This window comes from Nocardia sp. NPDC050697 (assembly GCF_040654395.1).
Classification (GTDB): Bacteria; Actinomycetota; Actinomycetes; order Mycobacteriales; family Mycobacteriaceae; genus Nocardia.
The window spans coordinates 293,380-319,828 of sequence record NZ_JBFAHY010000002.1; the positions used below are offsets into that span (position 1 = coordinate 293,380).

A 26,449-nucleotide genomic window follows, 5' to 3' on the forward strand; every position below is an offset into this window, starting at 1 on the left:
ATGCTTCCGCCATGACCTTCTCGGCGATGGTGGCCAACGCTTCGGACGGTGCGATCGTCCTTTCCCGAGAGGAGGTCGGCGACGACTTCCTCGGGGCGGGCGAGGTGACGATCGAGGTGCACTACTCGAGCGCCAATTACAAGGACGCCCTTGCCATCACGCCGCGCGGCGGGGTGGTGCGGCAGTACCCGATCGTGCCCGGCATCGACCTGGCCGGCGAGGTCGTCGCCTCCGACGACGACGCCTTCGCCCCCGGCGACCAGGTGGTCGCGCACGGCTACGAGCTCGGCGTCTCGCGCAACGGCGGCTTCGCCGAGCTGGCCAGGGTGCCCGCCGACTGGGTGGTCAAGCTGGACGGGCTGAGCACCAGGGATGCCGCCGCCATCGGCACCGCCGGATTCACCGCCGCGCTCAGCGTGCGCGCCCTGCTCGACCACGGCCTCACCCCCGACGACGGCGCGGTGCTGGTCACCGGCGCGACCGGCGGTGTCGGCGGGGTCGCCATCGATATCCTCTCCGGGCTCGGCTTCGAGGTCATCGCCTCCACCGGCAAGACCGACGCCGACGATCTGCTCGCCGAGCTCGGCGCCAACGAGGTGATCGGCAGGCTCCCCGAGGATCCGGAGGCCAAGCCGCGGCCGCTCACCTCGGCCCGCTGGGCCGGTGCGGTGGACAGCGTCGGCGGCGCCTCACTGGCCTACATCTTGAGCGCCATCGGGTACGGCGGCGCGGTCGCGGCCAGCGGGCTCACCGGCGGGCCCGGCGTGCCGACCACCGTCATGCCCTTCATCCTGCGCGCCGTCTCGCTGCTCGGCATCGACTCGGTGAACCTGCCGATCGAGCACCGCAGGGAGATCTGGGCCCAGCTCGGCGGCGAGCTCCGCCCCCGGAACCTGTCCGCCCTCACCAACTTCGCCCCCGTCACCGAAGCCGAAGAGGTGCTCCGCTCGATCCAGGACGGATCCCACCGCGGCCGCACCGTCTTCGGCATCGACTTCTAGGCGACACCCACCGGATCGTCCGCGAATTGGGTGCGGTACAACTCGGCGTAGCGGCCTTCGGCGGCCAGCAAATGCTGGTGGGTTCCGCGCTCGACGACCCGCCCGTGCTCGAGCACCACGATCTCGTCGGCGGCGCGAACGGTGGAGAGCCGGTGCGCGATGACGATCGCGGTGCGGCCCTCCAGCGCCTCGGTCAGCGCCTCCTGGACGGCCGCCTCCGAGGTGGAGTCGAGCGAGGCGGTGGCCTCGTCGAGGATGACCACCCGCGGCTGCTTGAGCAGCAGCCGGGCGATGGTGAGCCGCTGCCGCTCGCCGCCGGAGAGCCGGTACCCGCGCTCGCCGACCACCGTGTCCAGCCGATCGGGCAGTGATTCGACCAGGTCGCGCAGCCGGGCGCGGGTGAGCGCGTCCCACAGCTCGGCTTCGCTCGCCGCGGGCCGGGCCAGCAGCAGGTTGGCCCGGATGGTCTCGTGGAAGAGGTGCCCGTCCTGGGTCACCAGCCCGACCGTCTCCCGGATCGAGGTGGTGCTCAGCTGCCTGATGTCCACCCCGTTCAGCCGGACGGCGCCGGAATCCACGTCGTAGAGCCGCGACACCAGCTGCGCGATCGTCGACTTGCCCGCCCCCGACGAGCCGACCAGCGCGACCATCCGCCCCGGCTCGGCGCGCAGCGACACCTCGTGCAGCACCGGGACGCCGCCCCTGGTGTCCAGCGTCGCCACCTCCTCCAGCGAGGCCAGCGACACCTTGTCGGCCGACGGGTAGCCGAACCCGACCCCGTCCAGCTCCACCGCGACCGGCCCCGCGGGCACCGGCACCGCGTCCGGCGCCTCCTCGATGAGCGGCCGCATATCCAGCACCTCGAAGACCCGCTCGAAGCTCACCAGCGCGGACATGATCTCCATCCGCGCGCTGGCCAGCGCGGTGAGCGGCGAGTAGAGCCGGGTCAGCAGCAGCGAGAGCGCGACCACCGCGCCCGCGTCGAGCTGCCCGCGCAGCGCGTACCAGCCGCCGAGCCCGTAGACCAGCGCCACGGCCAGCGCCGAGACCAGGGTGAGCGCGGTGACGAAGACGGTCTGCAGCATGGCGGTGCGCACCCCGATATCGCGCACCCGCGCGGCCCGCGCCGCGAACTCCGCCGACTCCTGCTCCGGCCGCCCGAACAGCTTGACCAGCGTCGCCCCCGGCGCCGAGAAGCGCTCGGTCATCTGCGTGCTCATGGCGGCGTTCAGGTCGGCGGCCTCGCGCTGGATCCCGGCGAGCCGGGTGCCCATCCGCCGCGCGGGCAGCACGAACACCGGAAGCAGCACCAGCGCGAGCAGCGTGATCTGCCAGGAGATCCCGATCATCACCACCAGCGTGAGCCCCAGCGTCACCAGGTTCGTGACCACGCCGGAGAGGGTGTCGCTGAAGGCCCGCTGCGCCCCGATCACGTCGTTGTTCAACCGGCTGACCAGCGCGCCGGTGCGGGTCCGGGTGAAGAAGGCGACCGGCATCCGCTGCACGTGGTCGAAGACGGCGGTGCGCAGATCCAGGATCAACCCCTCGCCGATCCCGGCCGAGAGCCGCCGCACCACCAGCCCGAGCCCGGCATCGAGCACCGCGAGCACCCCGATCACCAGCGCCAGCGTGACCACCACCCGCGCGGCCGCCCCGCCGACGATGTCGTTCACCACCCGCCCGGCCAGCACCGGCGTCGCCACCGAGATCAGCGCCGAGAGCACGCTGAACCCGAGGAACAGCGTGATCGTGCGCCGATGCGGCGTGGCGAAGCGCAGAATCCGCGCCGCCGTCGCCCGCCGGAACGGCCGCCGCTCGTCCGGCGCGTTCATCTGCCGGTACATCTGACTCCACGCCACGGATTCGATGCTCATCCGATCGCTCCTCTCCCGCTCCGGGACATTCCACCCCGGGGCACCGACACTAAGACCTCAACAAAGGTTGAGAGCAAGGGATTTCCGGCCGGGCCTACCCTGGTACAGGTGAAAAGACGGCCGGAGGAGCCCGAACTCATCGCCGGGGCGCTCGCCGCGCGGGTGCGCGGCGAGGTGGACGGGTCGGCGCGGCGGCGGGCCGAGTACTCCTCGGACGCCTCCAACTACCGGGTAGCGCCGACGGCCGTCGTCTTCCCCCGGGACGACGCGGACGTGGCGGCGGCGCTGGCCTTCGCCGCCGAGAACGGGCTCCCGCTGACCGCCCGCGGCGCGGGAACCTCGGTGGCCGGGAATGCCGTCGGCACCGGGCTGGTCCTGGATTTCAGCAGGCACATGCATGCCATCGGACCGATCGACCCGGACGGCCGGCGGGTCACGGTGCAGCCGGGCGTCGTTCTGGCCCGGTTGCAGCGCGCGGCCGCCGCGCACGGCCTCCGCTTCGGCCCCGACCCCTCCACCCAGAGCCGCTGCACGCTCGGCGGCATGATCGGCAACAATGCCTGCGGCCCGCGCGCCGTCGCCTGGGGCCGCACCGCGGACAATGTGCGCACGCTGCGGATTCTGGACGGCACCGGCGCGGAGCGGCTGCTCGGCACCGACCTCGCGGCGCTCCCCGGGCTCCCGGAGTTCACCCGCGCGCACCTGGCGCTGCTCCGCACCGAGCTGGGCCGCTTCGACCGCCAGGCATCGGGCTACGGACTGGAACACCTGCTCCCGGAGCGGAATTCGGGGCCCGCGCGGGCCTTCGTCGGCAGCGAGGGCACCTGCGGCGTCCTGCTCGACGCCACCGTCGACCTGGTCCCGCTGCCCGGCGCGACCGTACTGACCGTGCTCGGCTACCCCGATATGGCCACCGCCGCCGACGACGTGGCCGCCGTGCTCGCCGCCCGCCCGACCGCGGTCGAGGGCATCGATGCCAGGCTGGTCGACGTGGTGCGCGCCGAGCGCGGCACCGTGCCCGAGCTGCCCCGCGGCGCCGCCTGGCTCTTCGTCGAGACCAGCGGCGAGACCGCCGATTCCGCCCGCGACGCCGCGCGCGAACTCTGCCGCACCGTGGATGCCGTCGACAGCATCATCGTCACCGATCGCGCCGCCACCGCCGCGCTCTGGCAGATCCGCGCCGACGGCGCCGGGCTCGCCGGCCGCTCCCCCGACGGCAAACCCGCATGGCCCGGCTGGGAGGACGCCGCCGTCCCGCCCGAGCGGCTCGGCGCCTACCTGCGCGAATTCGGCGCGCTCAGCGCCGAGCACGGCGTCGACGGGCTGCTCTACGGGCACATCGGGGACGGCTGCATCCACGTTCGGCTCGACCTGCCGATCGCCGTGGCGCCGCGCCGGTTCCGCGCCTTCCTGCTCGACGCCGCCGACCTGGTTGTCCGGCACGGCGGTTCGCTCTCCGGCGAACACGGCGACGGCCGGGCCCGCTCGGAGCTGCTCGCGCGCATGTACTCCCCCGCGGTGCTCGCGGCATTCGGCGAGTTCAAGGCGCTCTTCGACCCGCACGACGTGCTCAACCCCGGTGTGCTGGTCGCGCCACGCCCGATCGATACCGACCTGCGGGTGGCCGGGCTCGCTTCGGTGCCCGCGCGCGGGCTCGCGCTGCCCGGTGACGGCGGCGACCTGGCCACGGCCGTGCACCGCTGCGTCGGGGTCGGGTCGTGCCGCGCGGATTCCGGCGGCTTCATGTGCCCCTCGTTCCGCGCCACCGCCGACGAGAAGGACAGCACCCGCGGCCGGGCCAGGGTGCTGCAGGAGGTGGTGCGCGGCGCGCTCCCCATCACCGGCCCCGAGGTGCGGGACTCGCTCGACCTGTGCCTCTCCTGCCGCGCCTGCGCGAGCGACTGCCCGGCCGGCGTGGATATGGCGACCTACAAATCCGAGGTCCTGTACCGCCGGTATCGGGGGAAGCTGCGCCCGATCGACCACTACACGCTGGGCGGATTGCCGCGCTGGCTGGCACTCGCGCGCCGCGCGCCGCGGCTGGCGAACGCACTGGCCGGAGTGGGCCCGCTGCGCCGAATCGGGCTGCGCGCGGCCGGAATCGACCCGCGACGCCAGGTCCCCCGCTTGGCCGAGCGCCGGGTCGACCGGGCCCGGCCGGTCCGCGGCAGCGGCCCCGAGGTACTGCTCTGGATCGATACCTTCACCGACGCCTTCGACCCGGCCATCGCCACCGCCGCCACCGACCTGCTGGAATCGCTCGGCTACCGGGTCCGGCTCCCCGAGCGCCGGGTCTGCTGCGGCCTGACCTGGATCACCACCGGACAGCTCGACACCGCCCGCGCCCGATTGCGCTCCACCCTGGACGAGGTGGACGAACACATCCGGGCAGGCGGCCAGGTGATCGGGCTCGAACCCTCCTGCACCGCCGCACTCCGCACCGACCTGCCGGAACTTCTCCCGGACGACCCCCGCGCGGCCCGCACCGCCGCCGCCGTCCGCACCCTCGCCGAATTCCTGCTGGCACACCCGGGGTGGACCCCGCCGCGCCGCGAGGGCCGGACCGTGGTGGTGCAGCCACACTGCCACCAGTACGCCACCACAGGCTTCTCGGCAGATCGCCAGATATTAGCTGCAATGGGCGTGCGGCTCCACGAGATCAGCGGCTGCTGCGGCCTCGCGGGCAACTTCGGAATGCGGGCCGGGCATTTCGACATTTCCGCGAAAATCGCGGGTAACGGATTACTCCCCGCGCTCGAGGCGGCGCCGGCGGACGCGATCCTGCTCGCCGACGGCTTCTCCTGCCGGACCCAGGCCGCGGAGCTGGCGGGCCGTGCAGCCCGCCATCTGGCCCAGTTTCTCCGGGAAGACTGAGGGCGGCGCCGGCTCCCCGCTGCGGTGGGGAGCCGGCGCCGCGCTCAGCTCCCGAAGGGGAGGGTGCCGGGCTGAATGTGATAGCCGGAGCTACCGGCGGCAAAGCCGCCGACCCCGTCGAGCAGGAAATTGAGCAGGTTCGTGATCATCGCGCATAACCCTTCGCCACCGACTGCCGGCAGTTTGCCGATCACGCGGATATCGGCGCGGTCACAACCGGTGTTACCACTCGGCGGGAATTCGGCCGCAGATCACAGCGCGATCACCGCGCGCCGGGGCCGGTCGCCTTGCCGAGCAGCGCGACCAGCCGCCGCACCTCCGACTCGCGCAGCGCCGTTCCCGGAAAGAAGACCTGCCGATTGACCAGCCCGTCCAGCGTGACGACGCACAGCTCGGCGGCCGAGGTGGTCGCCTCCAGCCCGGCATCGGCCAGCCCCTGCCTGACCAGCGAGACGAAGGCGGCGCGGCCGTCGTCGAAGTGCCGGTGCAGCTCGTCGTCGGTGCGCGCCTCGGCCAGCAGGTGGTGCCTGGCGACCACCCGGTACCTCGCCTCCGGCGCGGTCATCTCGGTGATCACGGCTACCGCGACGGTGAAGAGCGCGCGCGGGTGCGGCTCCCAGAAGTGCCTGGCCGCGATCTGCATATCCTGGGCGAAGAGCTCGTCGGCGGCCATCTGCAGCAGCCGCAGCCGATTCGGCGCGTGGTAATTGACCGATCCGGGCGGAAGTTCCGCGGCGGCATCGACATTGCGGTGGGTCAGTTTTCGCGGGCCCTGCTCGCCGAGCACGCGCAATGCGGCCTCGGCGATGCGCGCACGCCGCTCCGCGGAATCCTGGCGTGGCCGTCGAGCGGAAACCATGACCCCGGAATTTACCCGGCGCTGCTAGTTTCCACAGATGGTGAGAGTCACCCGGCGGGCCGCCATCGCGCTCGGCGCCGGCGTCGCCCTGGCCGCCGCGGGCGGCACCGGAGCCGCACACGCCGAGCCGACCGCGGAGAACCTGCGCTACCAGGGGTACCGGCCCGAGGACCGGTCCCTGCCGTACGCGAAGTACCTGGCCGAGCGCACCGCCCCGCCGCAGCGCCCGGTGCTGGACGCCTACGACGGGCCCGCCACCCCGCCGGAGCGGATCCCCGGCTTCGCCGACCTCCCGCGCGACCTCGCGCCCACCGGGTACAGCGCCGTGGAGACCGGCTACGGCCAGGCCGCCGACGGGGTGATCTGGGTGGCGGCGCACACCGAGATGCCCGGCGTGACGGCCGAGATGTGGGACTGGTGGTTCCGCTGGCACTCGGTGGAGGCGTCCAGGTACAAGCTCTGGCACCCGGACGCGCACCTCTTCAGCGACCTGGTGCCGAGCCGGCCGCGGGCGGAGCGGTTCGGGTACGTCGGCACCGTCTCGTACGTCGACGAGTACATCGGCGCGCGGCTGCAGCAGCTCGCCATCGCCTTCCTCGATCCGCGGGCGCACGGGCTGACCGTGCCGGACGACCAGACCGTCGTCTTCGGCCGGGTCGGCAGCAGTGTCGCCCCCGTCGACCTGGGCTGGCTGGCGCACCAGGTGCGCCCGATCCCCGGCGGGGCCGAGATGCGCAGCCGCTTCCACCTGCGCCACTACGGGCTGCACCCGCCGGACCTTGCGCAGAGCGCGCGCGCCGTCCAGCGCGGCGCCGCCGCCGACCCGCGCGATCTCGTCCCCGGCTTGGATATGGCCCGTGACCTGCTGCTGCACTGCGGTCAGGAGATGAATCACCTGGCCGGTTTCCTGCCCGAGCTGTACGCGGAGTTCCGCGACCAGGCGTAATCGTCGCGGGTCGGGCGGGTGCCGCCGCGCCGGACCGCGCACAATGGTCCGGTGCGACGGCAGGTCGGGGTGACCAGGGGTGGCTACCGCCGCGCGCCCGCCGACGGCGCCGCCACGGCGCGGCAGGCGCAGCCGAGCGGCCCTGCGCCGAGCGGGTCCGCGCTGGACAGCGCCTCGACCGTCCGTACGACCGGAATCACCCGCACCCTCACTGCGGACCGCCCCTTCGACCTCGCAACCACCCTCGCCCCCCTCTCCCGCGGCACGGGAGACCCCTGCCACCGCGTCACCCCGGACGGCGCCCACTGGCACGCCTCCCGCCTCCCGACCGGCCCGGTCACCTACCGCCTGCGCCAGGCGGGCCGCACCGGCATCCAGGCCACGGCGTGGGGCCCCGGCGCCGACGAGTTCCTGACCGGCCTCGAGCACCTGCTCTGCCTGGACGAATGCCTGGACGCCTTCACCCCCGAGCACCCCAAGATCGCCGAGGCGCACCGCCGCCACCCCGGCCTCCGCATGCTCCGCACCGGCCTGGTCTTCGAAGCCCTGGTCCCCGCGATCCTGGAGCAGAAGGTGCACACCATCTCGGCCCGCCGCTCCTGGCGCGCCCTGGTCCGCAGCTACGGCGAGCCCGCCCCCGGCCCCGGCGACCTCCTGCTCCCGCCCGCCCCCGAGACCTGGCAGCACATCCCCTCCTGGGGCTACCACCAGGCCAATGTCGGCCCGCAGCGCGCCGCCACCATCGTCCGCGCCGCCCGCTCCGCCGCCGCCATCGACCGCACCGCCACCCTCGCCCCCGCCGCGGCCGCCGCCAGACTCCGCAGCATCCCCGGCATCGGCATCTGGACCGTCGCCGAGGTCGCCCAGCGCGCCTACGGCGACCCCGACGCCCTCTCGGTCGGCGACTACCACCTCGCCGCCGTCGTCGGCTGGACCCTCCTCGGCCGCCCCCTAGACGACGCCGGCATGATCGAGTACCTGGAACCCCTACGCCCGCACCGCTACCGCGCGGTCCGCCTCCTGGAGATCAGCGGCCAGGCGCACCGCCCCAAATTCGCCCCCCGCACCCCCCTCACCGACCACTCCTGGCACTGAGGCGTCAGAGCGGCTCCGCGCGGGCATCGAGCACACAGCGCCCCGCCTCGACCAGCGTGCGCCGAGCCCGCCTGCGCACCCGGCATTCGTCGACGGTGCAGTCCAGGTGTAGCTGCATGGCGGTGTGCGCCTGTTCGGGGGTGAGCGGGCCGGGGTCGGTGGCGCAGGCGTAGAGAGCCGCGAGGCGCAGATGGAACTCGGTCAACGACACGGTCACCTCCGGGACGACGGACTACGGCACACATCTAGCACACCAGCTAAACCCTGAGTAGATGCCGGATATCGGCGCACCGGAGGGGTATTCCGCGAATTCCCAGCACGGAATCCGCCGCGAGGGGCGAAAATATCCGTTGTGGACGAAGGTCCTCGGGGCACTGCGGTGATGCGACCAGCGTGGAACGGAGTGTGTGGGGTGGCGACGAGACCGGTGCGGGCGGGGCGCGCGGAGATCTTCCCGGTGCCGGAACGGGTGGCGGCGCAGCACGATACGTCGACCTTGCCGCGCAGGCAGCTCGGCAGGCACCTGCGCGAGTGGCGCACGCGGGCCGGGCTGACCATCGCCGAGGCGGCGCGGCTCATGGAGTGGGGCGCGACGACGCTGCAGCGGCTGGAGAAGGGGCAGGCGGACCGGATCCGCACCATCGACATCCGCGAGCTGTGCCGGGTCTACGGCATCCCGGACGAGATCGCCTTCGGCTTGGAGGGGCTGGCCAAACAGGCCGCGGATACGCACTGGTGGCACGCCTTCGGCGAGCTCATCCCGGAGCACTTCGAGGTGTACCGCGGGGTGGAGGCATCGGCCCGGCACCTCAGTACCTACCAGCCGGAGCTGGTTCCGGTGCTCTTCCGCACCGCGGAGTACCTGCGCGCGCTGGCGGGCGGCGCCGAGGACCGGGTGCAGCGCACGCTGCGCAGGCAGAGCCTGATCACCAGGAAGGCGGTGCCCGCGACGGTGGACGCGGTGCTGCACGAGTCGGTGCTGCGCCGGATGGTCGGCGGGCCGCGGGTGATGGCGGCCCAGCTGCGGCACCTGGCCGACCTGAGTACCAGGGGCAATGTCCGGCTCCGGGTGCTTCCCTTCGCGGCGGGGGCGCCGGTGGGCGGGACGGTCGCGCCGTTCACCGTGCTGGATTTCGGCGCCGACCGCAGGGGCCGGTCGATCGAGCCGCCGGTGGTGTACACCGAAGGGCTCACCGGCGGACTGTATCTGGAGTCCGAGCGCGACGTCCGGCGGTACGATGCGGCGCACGAGTGCCTGCGCGGCTCGGCGCTCGACATCCCATCCAGCCGGCACCTGCTGCGGCGGGTAGCGAAGGAGTACGCGGCATGAGTATCGGCGAGGGCGCGCAGATCGATCTCGCGGGGGCGCGCTGGCAGTCGGCCTCCGGCACCGCGCCGGAGAGCGAGGCCGTCGTGGAGGTGGCGTTCCTGGCCGAGGGGCACGTCGCGCTGCGCGACGGCCGCGACCCGGAGGGCTCGGTGCTGATCTTCACGCCGGGCGAGTGGGACGCCTTCACCGCGGGGGTGCAGGACGGCGAGTTCGACCCGCCGAGCTGACATCGCGGTTTGCCCGGAAAGCCGGTCGGGTACACCCTTCTTCATGGACCGTGGGTTGAAGAATTCCCCACCCCGGTACCGGAAGCCGCATCCCCGCTACTGGGTGGAGTGGTTGATCGTGGGACTGCTGGTGGCGGTGGCATCGGTGGGCGTCTTCGTGCTCACCGGTTCGTTGTTCTCCGCGCTCTTCGTGGGCGCGCTGGTGTGGGCGGTGGCCGTCGGGGTGGTCGCGCTGCTGTAGGGCGCGACCACCTCGCTCAGCGGCGGAAGAGCTTGTTCCCGAGCCAGACGATCGGGTCGTAGCGCCGGTCGACCACCCGCTCCTTCATCGGGATGAGCGCGTTGTCGGTGATCGCGATGTGCTCGGGGCACACCTCGGAGCAGCACTTGGTGATGTTGCAGTACCCGAGGCCGTGCTCCTCCTGGGCCAGATCCCGCCGGTCCGCGACGTCCAGCGGGTGCATCTCCAGCTCCGCGATCCGCATGAGGTAGCGCGGCCCGGCGAACGCCTCCTTGTTGTCCTCGTGGTCACGCACCACGTGGCAGGTGTTCTGGCACAGGAAGCACTCGATGCACTTGCGGAACTCCTGCGAGCGCTCGACATCCACCTGCTTCATCCGGTAGTCACCCGGCTTCAGATCGCCGGGCGGCGTGAACGAGGGGATCTGCCTGGCCTTCTCGTAGTTGAACGAGACATCGGTGACCAGGTCCTTGATCACCGGGAAGGTGCGCATCGGGGTCACCGTGATGACCTCGTCCTCGGTGAAGGTCGACATCCGGCACATGCAGAGCAGCTTGGGCCTGCCGTTCACCTCGGCCGAGCAGGAGCCGCACTTGCCCGCCTTGCAGTTCCAGCGCACCGCGAGGTCGGGGGCCTGGGTGGCCTGCAGCCGGTGGATGATGTCGAGCACCACCTCGCCCTCGTTCACCTGGACGGTGAAGTCCCGCAGCTCGCCGCCGTCCAGATCGCCGCGCCAGACGCGGAATTTGGCGTCGTATCCCATGTCACGCCTCGCCTTCCGGGGCAGGGCGCGCGTTCTCCGGGTGTCCCGCCAATTCGATTCCCTTGTAGTACTTCTCCAGCTCGGAGACCTCGAAGAGCGCGAGCAGGTCTGCCCGCATCGGCTCCTGGTCGGCCGGGCGCACCGCGACGCCTGGCACGGTGGCGCCGCGGTCGTCGCCGTCGAGTTCGCAGACCAGCAGGGTGTTCCGCCAGCCCGGGTCCATGCCCGGGTAGTCGTCGCGGGTGTGCCCGCCCCTGCTCTCGGTGCGCAGCAGCGCGGCCTGCGCCACGCACTCGCTCACCACCAGCATGTTCCGCAGGTCGAGCGCGAGGTGCCAGCCGGGGTTGAACTGCCGGTGCCCCTCCACGGTGACCTCCGCGTACCGCTCGCGCAGCCGCTCCAGCCGTTCGACCGCCTGGTGCAGCTCCTTCTCCGTGCGGATGATGCCGACCAGGTCGTTCATCACCTGCTGCAGATCGGTGTGCAGGGTGTAGGGGTTCTCACCCTGCCCGGTCTCCGGCGGATCGAAGGGCGCCACCGCGGCCTGCGCGGCGGCGGTGATGTCGGCGTCGGTCACCGTCGGGCGCTCGGCGCCGAGCGCTCGCACGTACTCGGCGGCGCCGAGCCCGGCCCTGCGGCCGAAGACCAGCAGGTCGGAGAGCGAATTGCCGCCCAGCCGGTTGGAGCCGTGCATGCCGCCGGAGCACTCCCCGGCCGCGAAGAGCCCGGGGACGGTGGCGGCGCCGGTATCCGGCACCACCTCGATTCCGCCCATGACGTAGTGGCAGGTCGGCCCGACCTCCATCGGCTCGGCGGTGATGTCGACGTCGGCCAGCTCCTTGAACTGGTGGTGCATCGACGGCAGCCGGCGCCGGATCTCCTCGGCGGGCAGCCGGGAGGCGATATCCAGGTAGACGCCGCCGTGCGGGGTGCCGCGCCCCGCCTTGACCTCGGAGTTGATCGCCCTGGCGACCTCGTCGCGGGGCAGCAGGTCGGGGGTGCGGCGGGCCGAGTCGTTGTCCTTCAGCCACTGGTCGGCCTCGTCCTCGGACTCGGCGTACTGCCCCTTGAAGACCGAGGGGATGTAGTCGAACATGAACCGCTTGCCGTCGGTGTTCTTCAGCACCCCGCCGTCGCCGCGCACGCCCTCGGTGACCAGGATGCCCTTGACGCTCGGCGGCCAGACCATGCCGGTCGGGTGGAACTGCAGGAACTCCATATTGATCAGCGAGGCGCCCGCGCGCAGGGCGAGCGCGTGGCCGTCGCCGGTGTACTCCCACGAATTCGACGTCACCTTGTAGGACTTGCCGACGCCGCCGGTGGCCAGCACCACCGCGGGCGCCTCGAAGAGCACGAAGCGGCCGGACTCGCGCCAGTAGCCGAAGGCGCCGGAGATCCGGTCGCCCTCCTTGAGCAGCTCGGTGACGGTGCACTCGGCGAAGACCTTGATCCGGGACTCGTAGTCGCCGGTCTCGGCGAAATCCTCCTGCTGCAGCGCGACGATCCGCTGCTGCATGGTGCGGATCAGCTCCAGCCCGGTGCGGTCGCCGACGTGCGCGAGCCGCGGGTAGGTGTGGCCGCCGAAGTTGCGCTGGCTGATCCGGCCGTCCGGGGTCCGATCGAAGAGCGCGCCATAGCTTTCCAGCTCCCAGACCCGGTCCGGTGCCTCCTGCGCGTGCAGCTCGGCCATCCGCCAGTTGTTCAGGAACTTGCCGCCGCGCATGGTGTCCTTGAAATGCGTCTGCCAATTGTCCTTGGCGTTCGCATTGCCCATGGCCGCGGCGCAGCCGCCCTCGGCCATGACCGTGTGTGCCTTGCCGAACAGGGATTTGCAGACCACCGCGACGCTGTAGCCGTTCTCCCGTGCTTCGATCACCGCGCGCAGCCCGGCGCCACCCGCGCCGATGACCACCACGTCGTACTTGTGCCGTTCAACTTCTGGCATCGAGGAAAACTCCTGTATGAGGCGGTCAGTCGATGAACCGCAGGTCCGAAATCGTGTTGCTGGCCACCAACATGACGTAGAAGTCGGTGAGCACGAGCGTGCCGAGGGTGGTCCAGGCCAGGGCCATGTGCCGGGTGTTCAGCTTCGACACCTGGGTCCAGAACCAGTAGCGCACCGGGTGCGCCGAGAAGTTCTTCAGCCGCCCGCCCGCGATGTGCCTGCAGGAATGGCAGGAGAGCGTGTACGCCCAGAGCAGCACGACATTCAGCAGCAGCACCAGATTGCCCAGGCCGAAACCGAATCCGCCGCTCTTGCCGTGGAAGGCCACGATCGCGTCGTAGGTATTGATCAGCGAGACCAGCAGCGCCACATAGAAGAAGTAGCGGTGCGCGTTCTGGATGATCAGCGGCAGCCTGGTCTCGCCGGTGTACTTCGCGTGCGGCTCGGCGACCGCGCAGGCGGGCGGCGAGAACCACACGGCCCGGTAGTAGGCCTTGCGGTAGTAGTAGCAGGTGAGCCGGAAGCCGAGCAGGAACGGGAGCACCACGAAGCCCAGCGGGATCCACGCGGGCAGGTCGCCGAACGGCGTCCCGAAGTGGCTCGCCCCTTCCACGCACGACGTGCTCAGGCACGGTGAGTAGAACGGTGTCAGGTAGTGGTAGTCGGCAACGTAGTAGGCGGTGCGCACGAACGACCTGACCGTCGCGTATACGACGAACGCACCGAGACCGAGCACGGTGATCAGTGGTGGTAGCCACCAGCGGTCGGTGCGGAGGGTGCGTGCGGAGATCCGTGCTCTGGTCGTCGTGAAGACGCCGGTGGGTGCGGCAGTCACGGTGGATGCCTCGCTGATCTGCTCTGCGGGCTCGTCGGGTTGGCCCGCGATCCGATGTGATGACGAGCACCCTACGACAGGGGCGCTATCGCTCGAGTCCGGTACCGCCATTCCCGGAGCATCGGCCCAGTAGTGATCTTCACCACAACCATGATCGCGGCCTGATCGTCACATTCCGGTAACAGCCGCGTGGTGCCCTTTTCCTGACAAATCGCCCGTTGACGTGCGGTGACGCGTGGATCCGGCAGGAAGGGGCCACCACGATGAGAAGGGCCGCGATCGTGGCTCCGGTTCGCACTCCGGGAGGGGTCGCGGGCGGAGCGCTCTCGGGGATGCCGCCGGAATGGCTGGCGACAACGGTGCTCTCGGCGGTCATCGACCGCTCCGGCATCGACCCGCTGCGGATCGAGGACGTCGCCATGGCGTGCATCGATCCGCGCAGGCCGACGGTGCCGCACCTGAGCAGGCTGGCCGCGCGCGGGGCCGGGCTGCCCTTCGCGGTGCCCGGCTTCCTCACCGATCGGCGCGGCGGCAGCGGGCTGCAGGCGGTGATCACCGCGGCCATGATGGTGCAGACCGGCGCGGCCGACGTGGTGGTGGCGGGCGGCGTCGAGTGCTCGACCGACGGCGCGATCTCACCCCGCGACCCCGGCCACCGCGCCGACCTGGTGAACGCCGAGGAGCTGGCCAGGCACTACGGGATCGGGCGGGCCGAGGCGGACGAGTTCGCGGTGGCCAGCCACCGCAGGGCGGCGCGGGCCTGGCGGCAGGGCGCCTTCGCCGCCGAGGTGGTCCCGGTCGGCGTCACCGCCGATCCGTACGCCCGCACCGCCGCCGACTTCGACCCCGGCCACCGGATCGCCAGGGACGAGGGGGTCAGGGCGGATCTCAGCACGCACACCCTCGCCAACCTCCGCCCCCTGCTCCCCCGCGGCGTGGTGACCAGCGCCAATATGAGCGCGCACCGGCACGGCGCGGCTGCCTGCCTGGTGGTCGCCGAGGACCGGCTGGACGAGCTCGGGCTGACCCCGCTGGCCTACCTGGTCGGCTGGGCCGCGGCGGGCTGCGACTCCGATATCGCCTCGCTCGGCGCCGCACCGGCGGTGGCGAAGCTGCTCGGCCGCAGTGGCCACACCCTGGACGACCTGGATCTCATCGAGGTCAGCGAGGGCTTCGCGGTCGAGGTGCTCGCGCTGGCGCGGGAGTGGGAGCTCGACCCGACGGACCGGCTGAACGTCAACGGCTCGTCGATCGCGCTCGGCAACCCGGTCGGCGCGACCGGGCTGCGCATCATGACCACGATGCTGCACGAACTCGAGCGCGGCGGCGGCCGCTACGGCCTGGAGGCCATCGCGCTCGGGCACGACCACGGCATCGCGGCGCTCTTCGAATCGGCGGCGGTGGCGCCGGCCGCCGCGCCGCCGCGCGGGGCCCGGTTCCACGGCGTGCAGCCGCCCCGGCGAGCGGGGCGGCACCGGGCCTGAGCGCGGGTCAGGGGGTGCGCGGCCGGGAGTGGAAGCCGAGCCCCTCGTCCTGCGCGCCCATCCAGGCGGACTCGTCGCTCTTGCTGTCCGGCACGTAGATGGTGTCGCGCGGCCTGCGCCCGAGCTCGGGCGGCGGCGTCTGCTCGAACTCGTCGGCGTCGATGACGAGCCGTTCGAGGTCGTTCTCCAGCCGCCGGACCGGCGACGCGTCGCCGTAGTGCGAGCGCAGCGCCCCGATGGAGCGCTGGAGCTGGCCGACCGCGTAGCGGAGTTCCGCGATATCGCTGCGTGTCATCGTTACCTCCCAGGGTTGTGTAAGCCACAAGATCATGTGACTCACCGCACACCGTGATCTACAACACAGTAACCGAGGAAAACCCTCGTGTCCGGTGCGATCTCGAATCGGGGCGGAACCGGTCTGCGCGATCACCCCGCCATGGCGTACACCCGGGCCCCGGCGAGCACCCGCCGGACCAGCCCGGAGAGCGCCTCGGCCACTTCGTCGACGCGCTCGATGATGACCCCGTGCCCGGCGCCGTCGACCCGGACCAGCTCGGCCGCGGGCAGCTGCGAGGCGAGCACCACGGAGTGCGCGAACGGGGTCACCAGATCGGCCGAGCCGGCCAGCACCAGCGCCGGGATCCCGGCCAGCCGGTGCAGCCCCTCGGACTCGTCGAAGGTGCGCAGCGGCTCCAGGAAGCTGGTCATGGTGAGCAGCGGGGTCTCGTTGAACATGGCGATGGCGAGCGCCCGCACCCGCGGGCTCACCGGCGCGGTGCCCAGATTCGCCTCGCCCATGATCGGCTCCAGCAGCCGCCGGGAGAGCCGGTGCGAGGCGCCCATGAACCGCGGCGCGCGCAGCACCGCCCGCTGCAGCGCGCCGATCGCGCGCCGGTTCAGCAACCGGCCGAGCCCGACGTCGGTGAGGCCGCTCGCGGCGGTGGCGATGAGCGCGAGCCCGGCGATCCTGGTCCCGACGGACTGCGGGAAGAGCCGGGCGTGCGCCAGCGCCGTCATGGCGCCCATGGAGTGCCCGACCAGGACGATCGGGCCGGTCGGGGCCAGTGCGCGGAGCACGGCATCCAGATCGTGCGCGAGCTGGTCGATGGTGTAGCTCGCGGCCGCGCCCGCCCCGGAGTGGCCGTGCCCGCGGTGGTCGTAGCTCACCAGCCGCGCGCTGCCGCCCCACTCCCGCGCCAGCCGCTCGCCGAGGAACGACCAGGTGTCGGCGCGCAGGCAGTGGCCGTGCACGAAGACCAGGGTGACCTCCGCGCTGTCGGCGCCGATGACCCTGGCCGCCAGCGGGGTGCCGTCGTCGGCGGCCACGGTGACGCGACGGTCGGCGACGTGAGCGATCGACGTGGTCATGGCAACACCTCCGGGCTCGGACGTTCTCCTTGCCTGGATGGTCGCGCGCCGCGAGGCCACCGTTAACCGCCCGCACCTGCCGTTACGCAGCCGTGGCCGAACCGAGTCGTGCCGAGATCACCGAAGTATCGGGCAGTATTCGCTCTGTCTTAGATGTGCTTAGACGGTCCTGAGATACCGGCCGAAGTGCGGCACGGTGAACCCGATGCTGCCGCGCTCGGCCGAGTAGATGAGCCCCTTCTTGATCAGCCCGTCCCTGGCCGGGGAGAGCGAGGCGGGTTTGCGGCCCAGCTCCCTGGCCACCGCCGCCGTCGCCACCGGGCCGTCGTCGCCCGCCAGGTCGGCCATGGCCCGCATGTACTCCCGCTCGGCCGGGGTCGCCCGCTCGTAGCGGGAGCCGAAGAAGCCGACCGCCAGCTCCTCCTCGGCGGCCGGCGCCGCCACCTCGACATCCTCCGCCTCGATCGGGCTGCGCGGCGCCTGATCCCAGGTCGCCTTGCCGTAGGCCTGCACGAAATACGGGTAACCGTCGGCCTTCTGGTAGAGCAGGTCGAGCGCGGCCGGGGTGAACTCCACCTCCTCGCGCTCGGCCGGGGCGATCAGCGCCTGGTCCGCGGAGTCCCGGTCCAGCCGGTCGATGCGGTGGTAGCTGAAGAGCCGCTCGGAGTAGCTCTTGGAGGCGGAGAGGACCGCGGGCAGGTGCGGCAGCCCGGCCCCGACCACGATCAGCGGTGCGGCGTCCTGGCTCAGCTCGTGGCAGGCGCCGCAGATGGCGGAGATATCCGCGGGGCCGAGATCCTGCATCTCGTCGATGAAGATCGCGATGCCGACGCCGATATCGCCGGCCAGCGCCGCCGCCTCGCCGAGCAGCTCGACCAGGTCGATCTCGATATCGCCGGAATCGGCGCGCCCGGTGACCGCCGGGACGTCTATACCGGGCTGCCAGCGGTCCCGCATGCCCCGGTCGGCGGTGGCGCGCAGCGCGAAGGCCTTGAGAATGCCGAGGAAATCGTCGACCCGCTCCGGATTCCGGTGCGAGGTGGCGATGGCGCGCACCGCCATGTGCAGCGCGGAGGAGAGCGGCCTGCGCAGCTCCTGGTCCGGCCGCGCCTCCAGCTTGCCGGTGCCCCAGCCCCGGGAGACCGCGCCGGAGCGCAGCTGGTTCAGCAGCACCGTCTTGCCGACCCCGCGCAGCCCCGTGAGCACGACACTGCGCTCCGGCCGGCCGCGCGCGATCCGCTCCAGCACGACGTCGAACGCGGTGAGCTGCTTGTCTCGGCCCGCGAGCTCGGGCGGGCGCTGCCCGGCGCCGGGCGCGTACGGGTTCCGCACGGGATCCATGACCGGACACGCTAGCGCCTCGTCCGGCGAATCTGGGTGTTTCTAAGCGAAGTGCTAGACAGCACTATCGAGCCCTATCGCGAGCCGCCGCCGGGCCGTGACCGTTCCGTGATATTGATCGGAATCGCCACAACCCCAGCTCCAGGCCTCGATTCGGAATACCGGGGTAAAGAGCCTGCTCTGTGGGCTGGACAACAGCGCGTGCGGGTCGTAATCTTCTCGTGACTTAGTGGAGTCTGTCGCTTCGTGAGGAAGGAGCGGCGCCGCTGAGTTACCGCCACAGCGGCTGTCGGGGCCCGTTGGATTTCCCGGCTTCGTCGCGCCGGGAGTACACCCCGGTAGGCGGGTGATGCGCAAAGAGGGAGAATCGGCTCGGTGGGTAAACACAGCTTGCAGCGGGATTCACGCGTTCCGGGTTCCGTCAAGGGTGCTCTGGTCATGGGTGCGGTAGCAGCGACGGGCGCGATGCCCGCGATCCCCGCCATGGCGGCCACCATCGATATCCCGGGTCTCGGCTCGTTCGACGTTCCGCAGGAGTTCGAGCAGCCTGCGCAGCAGCTGGAGCAGCAGCTGACCGCCGCGCTCGGCTCGCTGCCCGCGGCCCCGCAGGGCGCGCCCGCGCTGCCCGGCTTCGCCGCGCCGGAGCTGCAGGGCATGTTCGCCCCGCAGGTGCACAACACCGCCGGTGACATCGCGCTCGACGCCGCCAAGTCCAAGGTCGGCGCCTCCTACGTCTGGGGCGCCACCGGCCCGAGCAGCTTCGACTGCTCCGGCCTGGTGCAGTGGGCCTTCAAGCAGGCCGGTGTCGAGCTGCCGCGCACCAGCTTCGAGCAGTCGCACGTCGGCGCCCCGGTCGCCTTCAACGACCTGCGCGCCGGTGACATCGTGATCACCAATGGCGGCGGCCACGTCGGCATCTACGCCGGCGACGGCAAGCTGCTGAACGCGGTGCAGTCCGGTACCCCGGTCTCCTACACCAACCTCTCCGCGGACGAGGTCGTCACCGCCCGCCGCGTGCTCTGACGATTGCCCCCTGAGCAGAGCGCACCAACGCAGGCCCGGGTCGATTCCTGGACCTGGGCGGTGCGCCTGTTCAAGACCCGGTCGGCCGCCGCGGAGGCATGCCGCGGCGGACACGTCCGGGTGAACGGTGCCACCGCCAAACCGGCACAGCAGGTCAAGCTCGGCGACGAAGTCCGTATTCGGGCCGCCGGGGTGGAACGCATCGTCATCGTGGAGCGCATCGTCACGAAGCGAGTCGGTCCGCCCATTGCCGCTCAGTGCCTGATCGACCGCAGCCCCCCGCCGCCGCCCAGGGAAGTCCTCGCTTCCCTGCCGCGGCGCGATCGGGGGAGTGGGCGCCCCACCAAGCGGGAACGCCGGGAGACCGATCGGCTGCTCGGGCGCACCGAGAACTAGTGCGGGTGCAGGTCTCCCGCGACGAAGCGTTCGCGGCACTCTCCCCGCCGAATTTTCCCGCTGGATGTTCGCGGGATATTTCCCGGCGGGACCAGCAGGATCGTTTCCGGCACCACCTCGTGCACACGGGTGATGGCTGATCGGATCTGCTTCGCAGTATCCGTATCGGCGTTCTGTGTCTCCGCCACGATTACCAGCGATTCGCGTCGGCCGTCATCGTGACCGAAGGCCGCTACCAGGCGGATATTCGGTGCCGCCGTCGCCGCCGTCTGCTCCAGGTCGGCCGGGTGGTGGTTGCGGCCGTCCAGAACCACCAGGTCCTTCGCGCGGCCGGTGATGAAGAGCTCGCCCCCGTATTCGAAGCCGAGATCGCCGGTGTGCAGCCAATTCTCGGCATCTCCTACGCAGACATTGGGGCCGGAAACGTGAATTTCTCCCACTTGGCCCGAATTCAGCGTCGCGCCATTGCGCGGATCGACAATTTTGATGCGCTGACCGGCCGGTGGGCCGCAACCGACCAGCGTGACAGCGGGTTCGGTGCCCGCCGGTCGCGCAAGGCCGGTGGTCAGCGCGGCTCTGTCGAGGTCGAGGAGGGTCGGCTCGCGGTCCTGCGGCGTCAGGGTGACGGTGAGCGTGGCCTCGGCCAGGCCGTAGCCGGGGGCGTGGGCCCGGTGGCGGAAGCCAGCGGGGGTGAAGGTTTCGGTGAAGGCGCGCAGGGTCGCGGCGCGGATCGGTTCGGCGCCGTTCAGAATGGCGTCCAGGGCGGTGAGATTCAGCTCCGTCACTTGACGTTCCGTGGTGGTCGCCGTGGTGAGTGCGAGTGCGAAATCCGGTGCGCCCGTCGTGCCCGCGCCGAAATCGGAGCAGGCGCGGAGCCAGCGCACCGGGCGCTTCACGAAATCCACCGGGGCGAGCGTGATCCCGTGCACTCCCGACCAGATCGGCAGCGCCAGGGTGAGCACCAGCCCCATATCGTGGAAGAAGGGCAGCCAGCCCGCGATGGGTTTCTTTCGCGCGGCCGGGATTACCGCGCGGAGTTGTTCCAGCGCGGCGGTGAGATTCGCCGATTCCACGCGGATTCCATTCGGCGCCCCGGTGGAGCCGGAGGTGTACTGAAGATATGCGGGAGCTTTGCCAATTGGTAGCTCGGCGAACTCCGCTGAACGGCTCGGGTCCACGGTGAGTACGTCTCCGGCGAATTCCGCCGAGACCGCGTCACCGGGATCGATCAGGGTGAGCGCCGGTGCGGCGTCGGCGAATATCCCGGTCAGCCGCTCCGGGTGCCTGCCGACCGGGAAGAGCGGGACGGCGATCCGCTCGGCCGCCAGGCAGCCGAGAAAGGCCAGCACATAGCCCTGCCCGTGGCCGGTGAGCAGCGCGACGCGAGCACCGGACGCCGTGCGGGCGCGGATCTCCCGCGCGAGTCCGGCGACCGCCGCGGCGAGCTCCGCGTAGGTGAGCGTGTGCGGGAGGTAGTCGGTGCCGTCGGGGTTGCCTGGCGCGGGGTAGCGGAGGGCCGTGTAGGCGGGGGCATCCGGGCGCTCGCGGGCCCAGTGGGCCAGCCGGTCGACGAGGGACTCAGTCACCGCGGCCCAGCCGCTCGGCCAGCATGGCCGCGAGCGCGGCGACGGTCGGGTGGCCGAAGATCTCCGCCGTGGAGAGCCGGACCTCGAGGCGGGATTCCAGGACTCGGCGCAGCTCGATGCCGAGCAGCGAGGTCAGGCCGAGATCGTTGAAGTCGGCGGCGGGGTCGACCTCGTCCGCGGGGCGGTCGAGGGCGGCGGCCAGTGCGGCGCGCACGATGTGCGCCAGCGGGCGCGGCTGGGGGTCGGGCCGGATCGGCGCGGTGGTTTCGGTGATCTCGCCCAGGGTCTGGGTGAGCCGCTTGCCGACGGGGGAGTGGTCGCCGGGGCCGGACCAGTCGAGGGCGAGCAGGTACGGCACGTCGTGCCGGAGCACGTCCGCGAAGAGCGCGGCGCCGCGCTCCGGATCGAAGGCGCGGATACCGGCGCGGCGCAGGTGGCCGGCGCCGCCCGCCGCCTCGGTCAACCCGGACGACCAGACGCCCCAGCCCACGCTGGTCACCCGGCGCCCGCGCTGCGCGGCGGCCAGTGCGTCCATGGCGGCGTTCGCGGCCGCGTACGCCGCCTGCCCCGGCGCGCCGAAGGCGCCGGTCGCGGAGGAGAAGAGCAGGACGAAGTCGGTCGGGTCGGCGGCGGTCAGCTCCAGCAGGTGGCCGGCGGCGGTGGCCTTCGCGGCGAGCATGCCGGTGAGTTGCTCCGGCGTGACATCCGGGAAGGCGGCGTCCTCCAGGCTGCCGGCGGCGTGGATGACGCCGCGCACGGTCGAGCCCCACTCGCGGATGTCGTGCAGTGCGACGGCCAGGTCGGCGCGGTCGGTGACATCGCAGCGGACCACCACGATGCGGTCCTCCAGGCCGTCGAGGACCGCGGGCATGGGGCGCGGTGCCCTGGTCAGCACCACCACGTCGCGTGCACCCTCGGCGAGGAGCCAGCGCACCGCCAGCGAACCGAGCGCGCCGAGGCCGCCGGTGACCACGTAGGTGCCGGTGGCATCGATCGAGACCGGGGTCGCGGCCGCCGGGTCGGCGCGCACGAAGCGGCGCACCGATGTGGCTCCGGCCACCCGGAGCTCCAGCGGCAGTGCAGGGTCGGTGACCGCGCGGAGCAGGGCGTCGTCGATGCCCGGTGCCCGCCACACCAGCCGGACCCGGAGCGCGGACTCCAGTTGCAGGCTGCGGACCAGGCCCGCCAGCGCGGCGGCGGGGTGCAGTCCTGATGACGACGGCGCCGCGTCGATCGGGAGCAGCACGGTCAGGGCGGCCGTCGCGGGGGCCGCCGTCACGTGCTGGAGGAGGGCGAGGGTCCGGGTGAGGGCGGCGGTGGTGGTGCTCTCGGGCTGCGGGCGGGTGGGCCAGACCAGGACGACGGCGAGCCGGGTCGCGGCGGTGTGGCCGGTGAGCACCGACTGGACCAGGGGGAGCGCGGCATCGGGGTCGCGGGCGATTCGCTCGGTCGGCAGGGTGCGCTCCAGTGCGCGGGCCAGGGCGACGGCGTCCTCGGAGTCGCCGATCACCAGCGCGCGCCGGATATCCGGCGCCGGGGGTTCACTCGCCTTGAAGTCCGCCGAAGGAGCAGCGATGTCTGCCGAGGGCCGCCCCTGGTCGGTCCCGGTTCCTTCCGGCAGCGGCACCCAGTGCTCGGTGCGCAGCACATCGGCGCGGTGCGGCGCGGAGTGCACCGGCAACGCCGGGTCGGTGAACCGCACCCGCACCCCGAGCAGCGCCAGCATGGGAATCCCGTGCTGGTCGGTGGCGACCACATCGCCGACCAGTCCGGCCCCCGACCGCTCCCGCACCAGCGCGTGGGCCTCGCCGACGGTGCGCCCGGGTTCGGTGGTGAGCCAGGCGTTCTCGATGCCGATGGGCAGCGGCACCCGCCCCTCGGGCAGCCCGTCTGCGGCCGCGGCCAGCACGTGCAGGCAGCCGTCCAGGGTGGCGGAGCGGTGCGGGTCGGCGGCGTCCAGCTCGCCGACGGCCCGATCCCGGTCCACCGCGAGCCCGCGCAGCGGGCGGAAGGCCGGGCCGTACTCCAGCCCGCGCTCGCGCAGCTCCGCGTAGAAGCGCGGCACCGGGACTTCGCGCATGCGCGGCCGGGCGGCCCGATTTGTATCGACCACCCGCATCCATGCGACGATATCCCCGGGCGTGGGGTCACCGGCGGACCGAGTCGAAGCCAGCGCCGAGGAACCCGTGACCCCCGCCCGCAGACCGGGCCCGCCCGCCTCCTCCCGGTAGGTCACCGCGGGCACGGCATCCGAGCGGGTGAGTTCGTGCACCGCGAAGCCGCGCACCGCCGAGGCCCCGGTCCGGGCGCGCGCCGCGTGCAGCAGCCGCAGCAGCCAGTACACCGCCGGAATCAGCGGCACCCCGGCCACCACGTGATCGGCCGGATCGTCGGCCGGGAAGGCCGCCTCGGTGAGCGCGGGCGGGGCGGGCACCAGCAGCGGGAAGCGGCGGCGCTGCCAGCGGCGGCGCGGCGGTGGCTCGGTCAGCGGGCCGAGCGCGGACCAGTCCGGGGTGCGGCCGGCCACGTGCAGCGCACCGAGGCAGGCCAGCAGTGCCGCCACCTCGTCCTCGCGGTCGGCGGTGGCGTGCGCGCCGGGCGCGAAGGCGGGGGTGTCGCGGATGGCGGGCAGCAGCACCGGGTGCGGCGCGATCTCCAGCGCGGTGCCGAAGCCGTCCGCGCCCGCGCGCTCCAGCGCCGCCCCGAGATGCACCGTGCCGACGGCGTTCTCGGCCCAGTACCCGGCATCGGTGCCCGCGGTGTCGATGATCGTGCCCGCCCGCGCGGTGGAGTACAGCGGAAGCCGGGGGACGAGGGGCTCGATCCCGGCGAGCGCCGCGCGCAGCTCCGGCAGCACCGGCGCCACCTGCGGGCTGTGCGCCGCGAAGCGCACCGCGACCCGGCGCGCGAAGAGCCCGCGCCGCTGCGCCCGGCGCAGCAGGATGTCCACGTAGCGGCGGGATCCGGAGATCACCACCGAGCGCGGGCCGTTCACCGCCGCCACCGCGACCTCCGCCGCGATCGGCTCCACCAGCGTCTCCGCCACCGGCAGCTCGGCCTCCAGCACCGCCATGGCGCCGCGCCCGTCGAGCCTGCCGAGCAGCGCGCCCCTGGCCACCGCGACCAGCGCCGCGTCGGCGAGCGTGAGCGCGCCCGCGGCGACCGCCGCCGCGACCTCGCCGAGGCTGTGCCCGGTGACCGCGTCCGGCCGGACGCCCCAGTGCGCGAGCAGCCGCAGCATGCCGATCTGGTAGACGAAGAGCGCCGGCTGCACGGTCGCCGTCGCCTCGTCGGCGGCGAAGCCGCCGTCCGGGGTCCAGACCGCGGGGCCACCGGCGGCCAGCACCGCGGCGGCCGCCTCGGCGAGCCCGGCGGCGAAGGCGGGGAAGCGGGCCGCGAGCGCGTCGCCCATGCCCGCGAACTGCCCGCCCTGGCCGGAGAAGACGAAGAGCACGCCGCCGGGGACCGGGGTGCCCGAGGTGAGTACGCCCGGCGCGTCGCGGGATTCGGCGAGGGCGCGCAGCCGTTCGATCGCCGTCTCCGCGTCGGCGGCGAGTACCGCTGCGCGGGCGGGTTCCGGCAGCCTGCGGGCTTCGGCGGCGGCGAGCGCGGCGACCCGTGCGATGCCGGGAGCGGCACGACCATCCGATGTGGTCGGCGACAGCGCATCGGCCACGACGGCCGCCCGCTGCTGCACCTCCTCGGCGTCCCGCCCGGTCAGCGGAATCAGCACCGGCCCCGCACCATTCACAGCCGGTGCCTCCACCCCGCGCACGACCACGTGCGCATTGGTCCCCCCGAACCCGAACGAGCTCACCCCCGCCCACCGCTCACCCGGCGGCACCGCCGACCAGTCCACCGCGCGCACGGCGGGCCGCAGCCCGTGCTCGCCCAACCGCAGCAGCGGGTTCGGCGTGCGCACGTGCAGCGTCGGCGGGATCACCCCGTGCCGGACGGCCAGCGCCGTCTTGATCAGCCCGGTCACCCCCGCCGCCGCCTCCAGGTGCCCGAGATTCGACTTCACCGACCCCAGCCACACCGGCTCCGCGCCGAGCACCGCGGCCAGCGCCCCGACCTCGACGGCGTCGCCGAGCGGCGTCCCGGTGCCGTGGCACTCCAGGTACCCGGCCTGCCGCGGCGGCACCCCCGCCCGCCGCCAGGCCGCGCGCACGACCTCCCGCTGCGCCTTCCCGCTCGGCGCGTAGAGCCCGTTGGAGCGCCCGTCCGAACCCACCGCGCTGCCCGCGATCTCGGCGTAGATCCGCGCCCCGGACGCCAGCGCGTCGGCGGTGCGCTGCAGCACCACGACCGCGCAGCCGTCGCTCCTGGTGTAGCCGTCGGCGGCGGCGTCGAAGGGCTTGCACCTGCCGTCCGGTGCCAGGAAGCCGCCGTCGGCCAGGTACTCCGATGTATGCGGCAGCAGCACCAGATTCACCCCGCCGACCACGGCGAACGGCACCGCGGGGTCGGCGAGCAGCCGCACCGCCAGGTCCACCGCGGCCAGCGAGGAGGAGCAGGCGCTGTCCAGCACCAGGCTCGGACCGTGCAGGTCGAGCGCGAAGGAGATGCGATTCGCGACGATGCTGAGCGCCGACCCGGTGACCGCGAACGGGGCATCGTGCCCGCCCGCGCCGAGCACCGAGATGCCGTGGTCGAAGGTGCAGGCCCCGAAGAGCACCGCGGCGCCGGAGCCCGCCGCCCGGTAGCCGATCCCGGCGTCGTCCAGCGCCTCGGTGGTCACCTCCAGCGCCAGCCGCTGCTGCGGGTCCATCACCGCGGCCTCCCGGTCCGGGATGCCGAAGCGGGCGCTGTCGAAGCGGTCGATGCCGCGCAGGTAGCCGCCGTGCCGGGTGAGCGGGCGGTCCGGCGGCGGCGCGCCGGTGGCGTCCAGCCCGGTGGACAGCAGACGCCAGAAATCCGCGGGGCCGTCCGCACCGGGAAGCCGGCAGCCGATGCCGACGAGGGAGATCGGGGTCATGCGGTGAGGTGCTCGACCAGTTGCTCGATGCTGGCGTGGTCGTACAGCGCGACCAGCGGGATCTCGACGCCGAGCGCCTCCTCCAGCGCGCCGGTGAGCCGAGCCAGCTGGGTGGAGTTCAGCCCGAGGTCGGTGAAGGGCGCCGTGGTCGACACCGGCTCGGCGTCGGCCGGGAGCAGCGCGGTGATCGCCGCGACCGCCGCGGCAGTGCAGGCCGCCCGCCGTGCGGCCCTTCCCTCGGGTACCCCGGCGCGCATCGCGACCTCCCTCTGCCCGGCTCGCG

Annotated in this window: 23 protein-coding genes; 10 read left to right on the forward strand and 13 right to left on the reverse strand. The window is 72.5% G+C overall.

What is annotated here, in order from left to right; translation table 11 throughout:
* Window positions 1-11 precede the first annotated feature (11 nt).
* Complete coding sequence (locus AB0H71_RS08905; protein WP_357016897.1) at window positions 12-1,001, forward strand: acryloyl-CoA reductase; 990 nt, start codon at window positions 12-14, stop codon at window positions 999-1,001.
* On the opposite strand, the gene AB0H71_RS08910 is transcribed toward AB0H71_RS08905, so the two are convergent.
* Entirely contained in the window at window positions 998-2,875 is a 1,878-nt protein-coding gene (locus AB0H71_RS08910; protein WP_357016900.1) for an ABC transporter ATP-binding protein, read from the reverse strand. The two genes, AB0H71_RS08905 and AB0H71_RS08910, sit on opposite strands and share 4 nt — an antisense overlap.
* A gap of 108 nt (window positions 2,876-2,983) precedes the next feature.
* On the opposite strand from AB0H71_RS08910, the gene AB0H71_RS08915 reads away from it, so the two are divergent.
* Window positions 2,984-5,749: an FAD-binding and (Fe-S)-binding domain-containing protein gene (locus tag AB0H71_RS08915; protein ID WP_357016903.1), complete on the forward strand. Its 2,766-nt coding sequence runs from the start codon at window positions 2,984-2,986 to the stop codon at window positions 5,747-5,749.
* A 44-nt stretch (window positions 5,750-5,793) separates the two neighbouring features.
* Here the strand turns inward: AB0H71_RS08915 and AB0H71_RS08920 are convergent, their stop codons facing one another.
* Window positions 5,794-5,943, reverse strand: a complete 150-nt coding sequence (locus AB0H71_RS08920; protein ID WP_357016905.1) for a hypothetical protein — start codon at window positions 5,941-5,943, stop codon at window positions 5,794-5,796.
* A gap of 68 nt (window positions 5,944-6,011) precedes the next feature.
* Window positions 6,012-6,608: a hypothetical protein gene (locus AB0H71_RS08925; RefSeq protein WP_357016907.1), complete on the reverse strand. Its 597-nt coding sequence runs from the start codon at window positions 6,606-6,608 to the stop codon at window positions 6,012-6,014.
* 37 nt (window positions 6,609-6,645) lie between these two features.
* Between AB0H71_RS08925 and AB0H71_RS08930 the strand changes: the two genes are divergently transcribed.
* Together AB0H71_RS08930 and AB0H71_RS08935 are read left to right on the forward strand one after the other, a co-directional pair.
* On the forward strand, window positions 6,646-7,554 hold the full coding sequence (locus tag AB0H71_RS08930) for a hypothetical protein (RefSeq protein WP_357016910.1): 909 nt from the start codon (window positions 6,646-6,648) through the stop codon (window positions 7,552-7,554).
* A gap of 162 nt (window positions 7,555-7,716) precedes the next feature.
* A complete protein-coding gene (locus tag AB0H71_RS08935; protein ID WP_357018431.1) occupies window positions 7,717-8,649 on the forward strand; it encodes a DNA-3-methyladenine glycosylase 2 family protein in 933 nt (310 codons plus the stop codon).
* A gap of 4 nt (window positions 8,650-8,653) precedes the next feature.
* Here AB0H71_RS08935 and AB0H71_RS08940 read toward each other — a convergent pair whose 3' ends face one another.
* Window positions 8,654-8,860, reverse strand: coding sequence for a hypothetical protein (locus AB0H71_RS08940; RefSeq protein ID WP_357018434.1), 207 nt, complete (start codon window positions 8,858-8,860; stop codon window positions 8,654-8,656).
* Window positions 8,861-9,061: 201 nt separating this feature from the next.
* Between AB0H71_RS08940 and AB0H71_RS08945 the strand changes: the two genes are divergently transcribed.
* From AB0H71_RS08945 to AB0H71_RS08955, 3 genes are read left to right on the forward strand one after another with little or no spacing between them, the layout of a single operon-like run.
* A complete protein-coding gene (locus tag AB0H71_RS08945; RefSeq protein WP_357016913.1) occupies window positions 9,062-9,979 on the forward strand; it encodes a helix-turn-helix transcriptional regulator in 918 nt (305 codons plus the stop codon).
* A complete protein-coding gene (locus AB0H71_RS08950; protein WP_357016916.1) occupies window positions 9,976-10,206 on the forward strand; it encodes a DUF397 domain-containing protein in 231 nt (76 codons plus the stop codon). The genes AB0H71_RS08945 and AB0H71_RS08950 overlap by 4 nt, the downstream gene beginning before the upstream one ends.
* 43 nt (window positions 10,207-10,249) lie before the next feature.
* The gene (locus tag AB0H71_RS08955; RefSeq protein WP_357016919.1) at window positions 10,250-10,447 is read left to right on the forward strand and encodes a hypothetical protein; all 198 of its coding nucleotides are present in this window, start codon (window positions 10,250-10,252) and stop codon (window positions 10,445-10,447) included.
* 16 nt (window positions 10,448-10,463) lie between these two features.
* Here AB0H71_RS08955 and AB0H71_RS08960 read toward each other — a convergent pair whose 3' ends face one another.
* The 3 genes from AB0H71_RS08960 to AB0H71_RS08970 are packed head-to-tail and all read right to left on the reverse strand — an operon-like array spanning window position 10,464 to window position 14,008.
* The gene (locus AB0H71_RS08960; RefSeq protein ID WP_357016922.1) at window positions 10,464-11,210 is read right to left on the reverse strand and encodes a succinate dehydrogenase/fumarate reductase iron-sulfur subunit; all 747 of its coding nucleotides are present in this window, start codon (window positions 11,208-11,210) and stop codon (window positions 10,464-10,466) included.
* Between the two features lies 1 nt (window position 11,211).
* Window positions 11,212-13,155 (reverse strand): fumarate reductase/succinate dehydrogenase flavoprotein subunit, encoded by a 1,944-nt coding sequence (locus AB0H71_RS08965; RefSeq protein WP_357016925.1) that lies wholly within the window; start codon window positions 13,153-13,155, stop codon window positions 11,212-11,214.
* 25 nt (window positions 13,156-13,180) lie between these two features.
* Window positions 13,181-14,008 carry a hypothetical protein gene (locus AB0H71_RS08970; RefSeq protein WP_357018437.1) on the reverse strand — a complete coding sequence of 276 codons (828 nt, stop codon included), beginning with the start codon at window positions 14,006-14,008 and terminating at the stop codon, window positions 13,181-13,183.
* Window positions 14,009-14,253: 245 nt separating this feature from the next.
* Here AB0H71_RS08970 and AB0H71_RS08975 point away from each other — a divergent pair, with 245 nt between their 5' ends.
* Window positions 14,254-15,474 (forward strand): acetyl-CoA C-acyltransferase, encoded by a 1,221-nt coding sequence (locus tag AB0H71_RS08975; RefSeq protein ID WP_357016927.1) that lies wholly within the window; start codon window positions 14,254-14,256, stop codon window positions 15,472-15,474.
* Window positions 15,475-15,481: 7 nt separating this feature from the next.
* On the opposite strand, the gene AB0H71_RS08980 is transcribed toward AB0H71_RS08975, so the two are convergent.
* The 3 genes from AB0H71_RS08980 to AB0H71_RS08990 form a co-directional block, all read right to left on the reverse strand.
* Window positions 15,482-15,769 (reverse strand): hypothetical protein, encoded by a 288-nt coding sequence (locus AB0H71_RS08980; RefSeq protein ID WP_067648910.1) that lies wholly within the window; start codon window positions 15,767-15,769, stop codon window positions 15,482-15,484.
* 131 nt (window positions 15,770-15,900) lie between these two features.
* Window positions 15,901-16,842 (reverse strand): alpha/beta hydrolase, encoded by a 942-nt coding sequence (locus tag AB0H71_RS08985; RefSeq protein WP_357016931.1) that lies wholly within the window; start codon window positions 16,840-16,842, stop codon window positions 15,901-15,903.
* 159 nt (window positions 16,843-17,001) lie between these two features.
* A complete protein-coding gene (locus AB0H71_RS08990; RefSeq protein WP_357016934.1) occupies window positions 17,002-18,183 on the reverse strand; it encodes an ATP-binding protein in 1,182 nt (393 codons plus the stop codon).
* Between the two features lie 438 nt (window positions 18,184-18,621).
* Here AB0H71_RS08990 and AB0H71_RS08995 point away from each other — a divergent pair, with 438 nt between their 5' ends.
* Together AB0H71_RS08995 and AB0H71_RS09000 are read left to right on the forward strand one after the other, a co-directional pair.
* Window positions 18,622-19,206 (forward strand): NlpC/P60 family protein, encoded by a 585-nt coding sequence (locus tag AB0H71_RS08995; protein WP_357016937.1) that lies wholly within the window; start codon window positions 18,622-18,624, stop codon window positions 19,204-19,206.
* A 3-nt stretch (window positions 19,207-19,209) separates the two neighbouring features.
* Window positions 19,210-19,602 (forward strand): RNA-binding S4 domain-containing protein, encoded by a 393-nt coding sequence (locus AB0H71_RS09000; protein WP_357016940.1) that lies wholly within the window; start codon window positions 19,210-19,212, stop codon window positions 19,600-19,602.
* Here AB0H71_RS09000 and AB0H71_RS09005 read toward each other — a convergent pair.
* From AB0H71_RS09005 to AB0H71_RS09015, 3 genes are read right to left on the reverse strand one after another with little or no spacing between them, the layout of a single operon-like run.
* The gene (locus AB0H71_RS09005; protein ID WP_357016943.1) at window positions 19,599-21,188 is read right to left on the reverse strand and encodes a fatty acyl-AMP ligase; all 1,590 of its coding nucleotides are present in this window, start codon (window positions 21,186-21,188) and stop codon (window positions 19,599-19,601) included. The two genes, AB0H71_RS09000 and AB0H71_RS09005, sit on opposite strands and share 4 nt — an antisense overlap.
* On the reverse strand, window positions 21,181-26,166 hold the full coding sequence (locus AB0H71_RS09010) for an SDR family NAD(P)-dependent oxidoreductase (protein ID WP_357016944.1): 4,986 nt from the start codon (window positions 26,164-26,166) through the stop codon (window positions 21,181-21,183). The genes AB0H71_RS09005 and AB0H71_RS09010 overlap by 8 nt, the downstream gene beginning before the upstream one ends.
* A complete protein-coding gene (locus tag AB0H71_RS09015; protein WP_357016947.1) occupies window positions 26,163-26,423 on the reverse strand; it encodes an acyl carrier protein in 261 nt (86 codons plus the stop codon). Before AB0H71_RS09015 ends, AB0H71_RS09010 begins: the two co-directional genes overlap by 4 nt.
* Window positions 26,424-26,449: the final 26 nt, after the last annotated feature.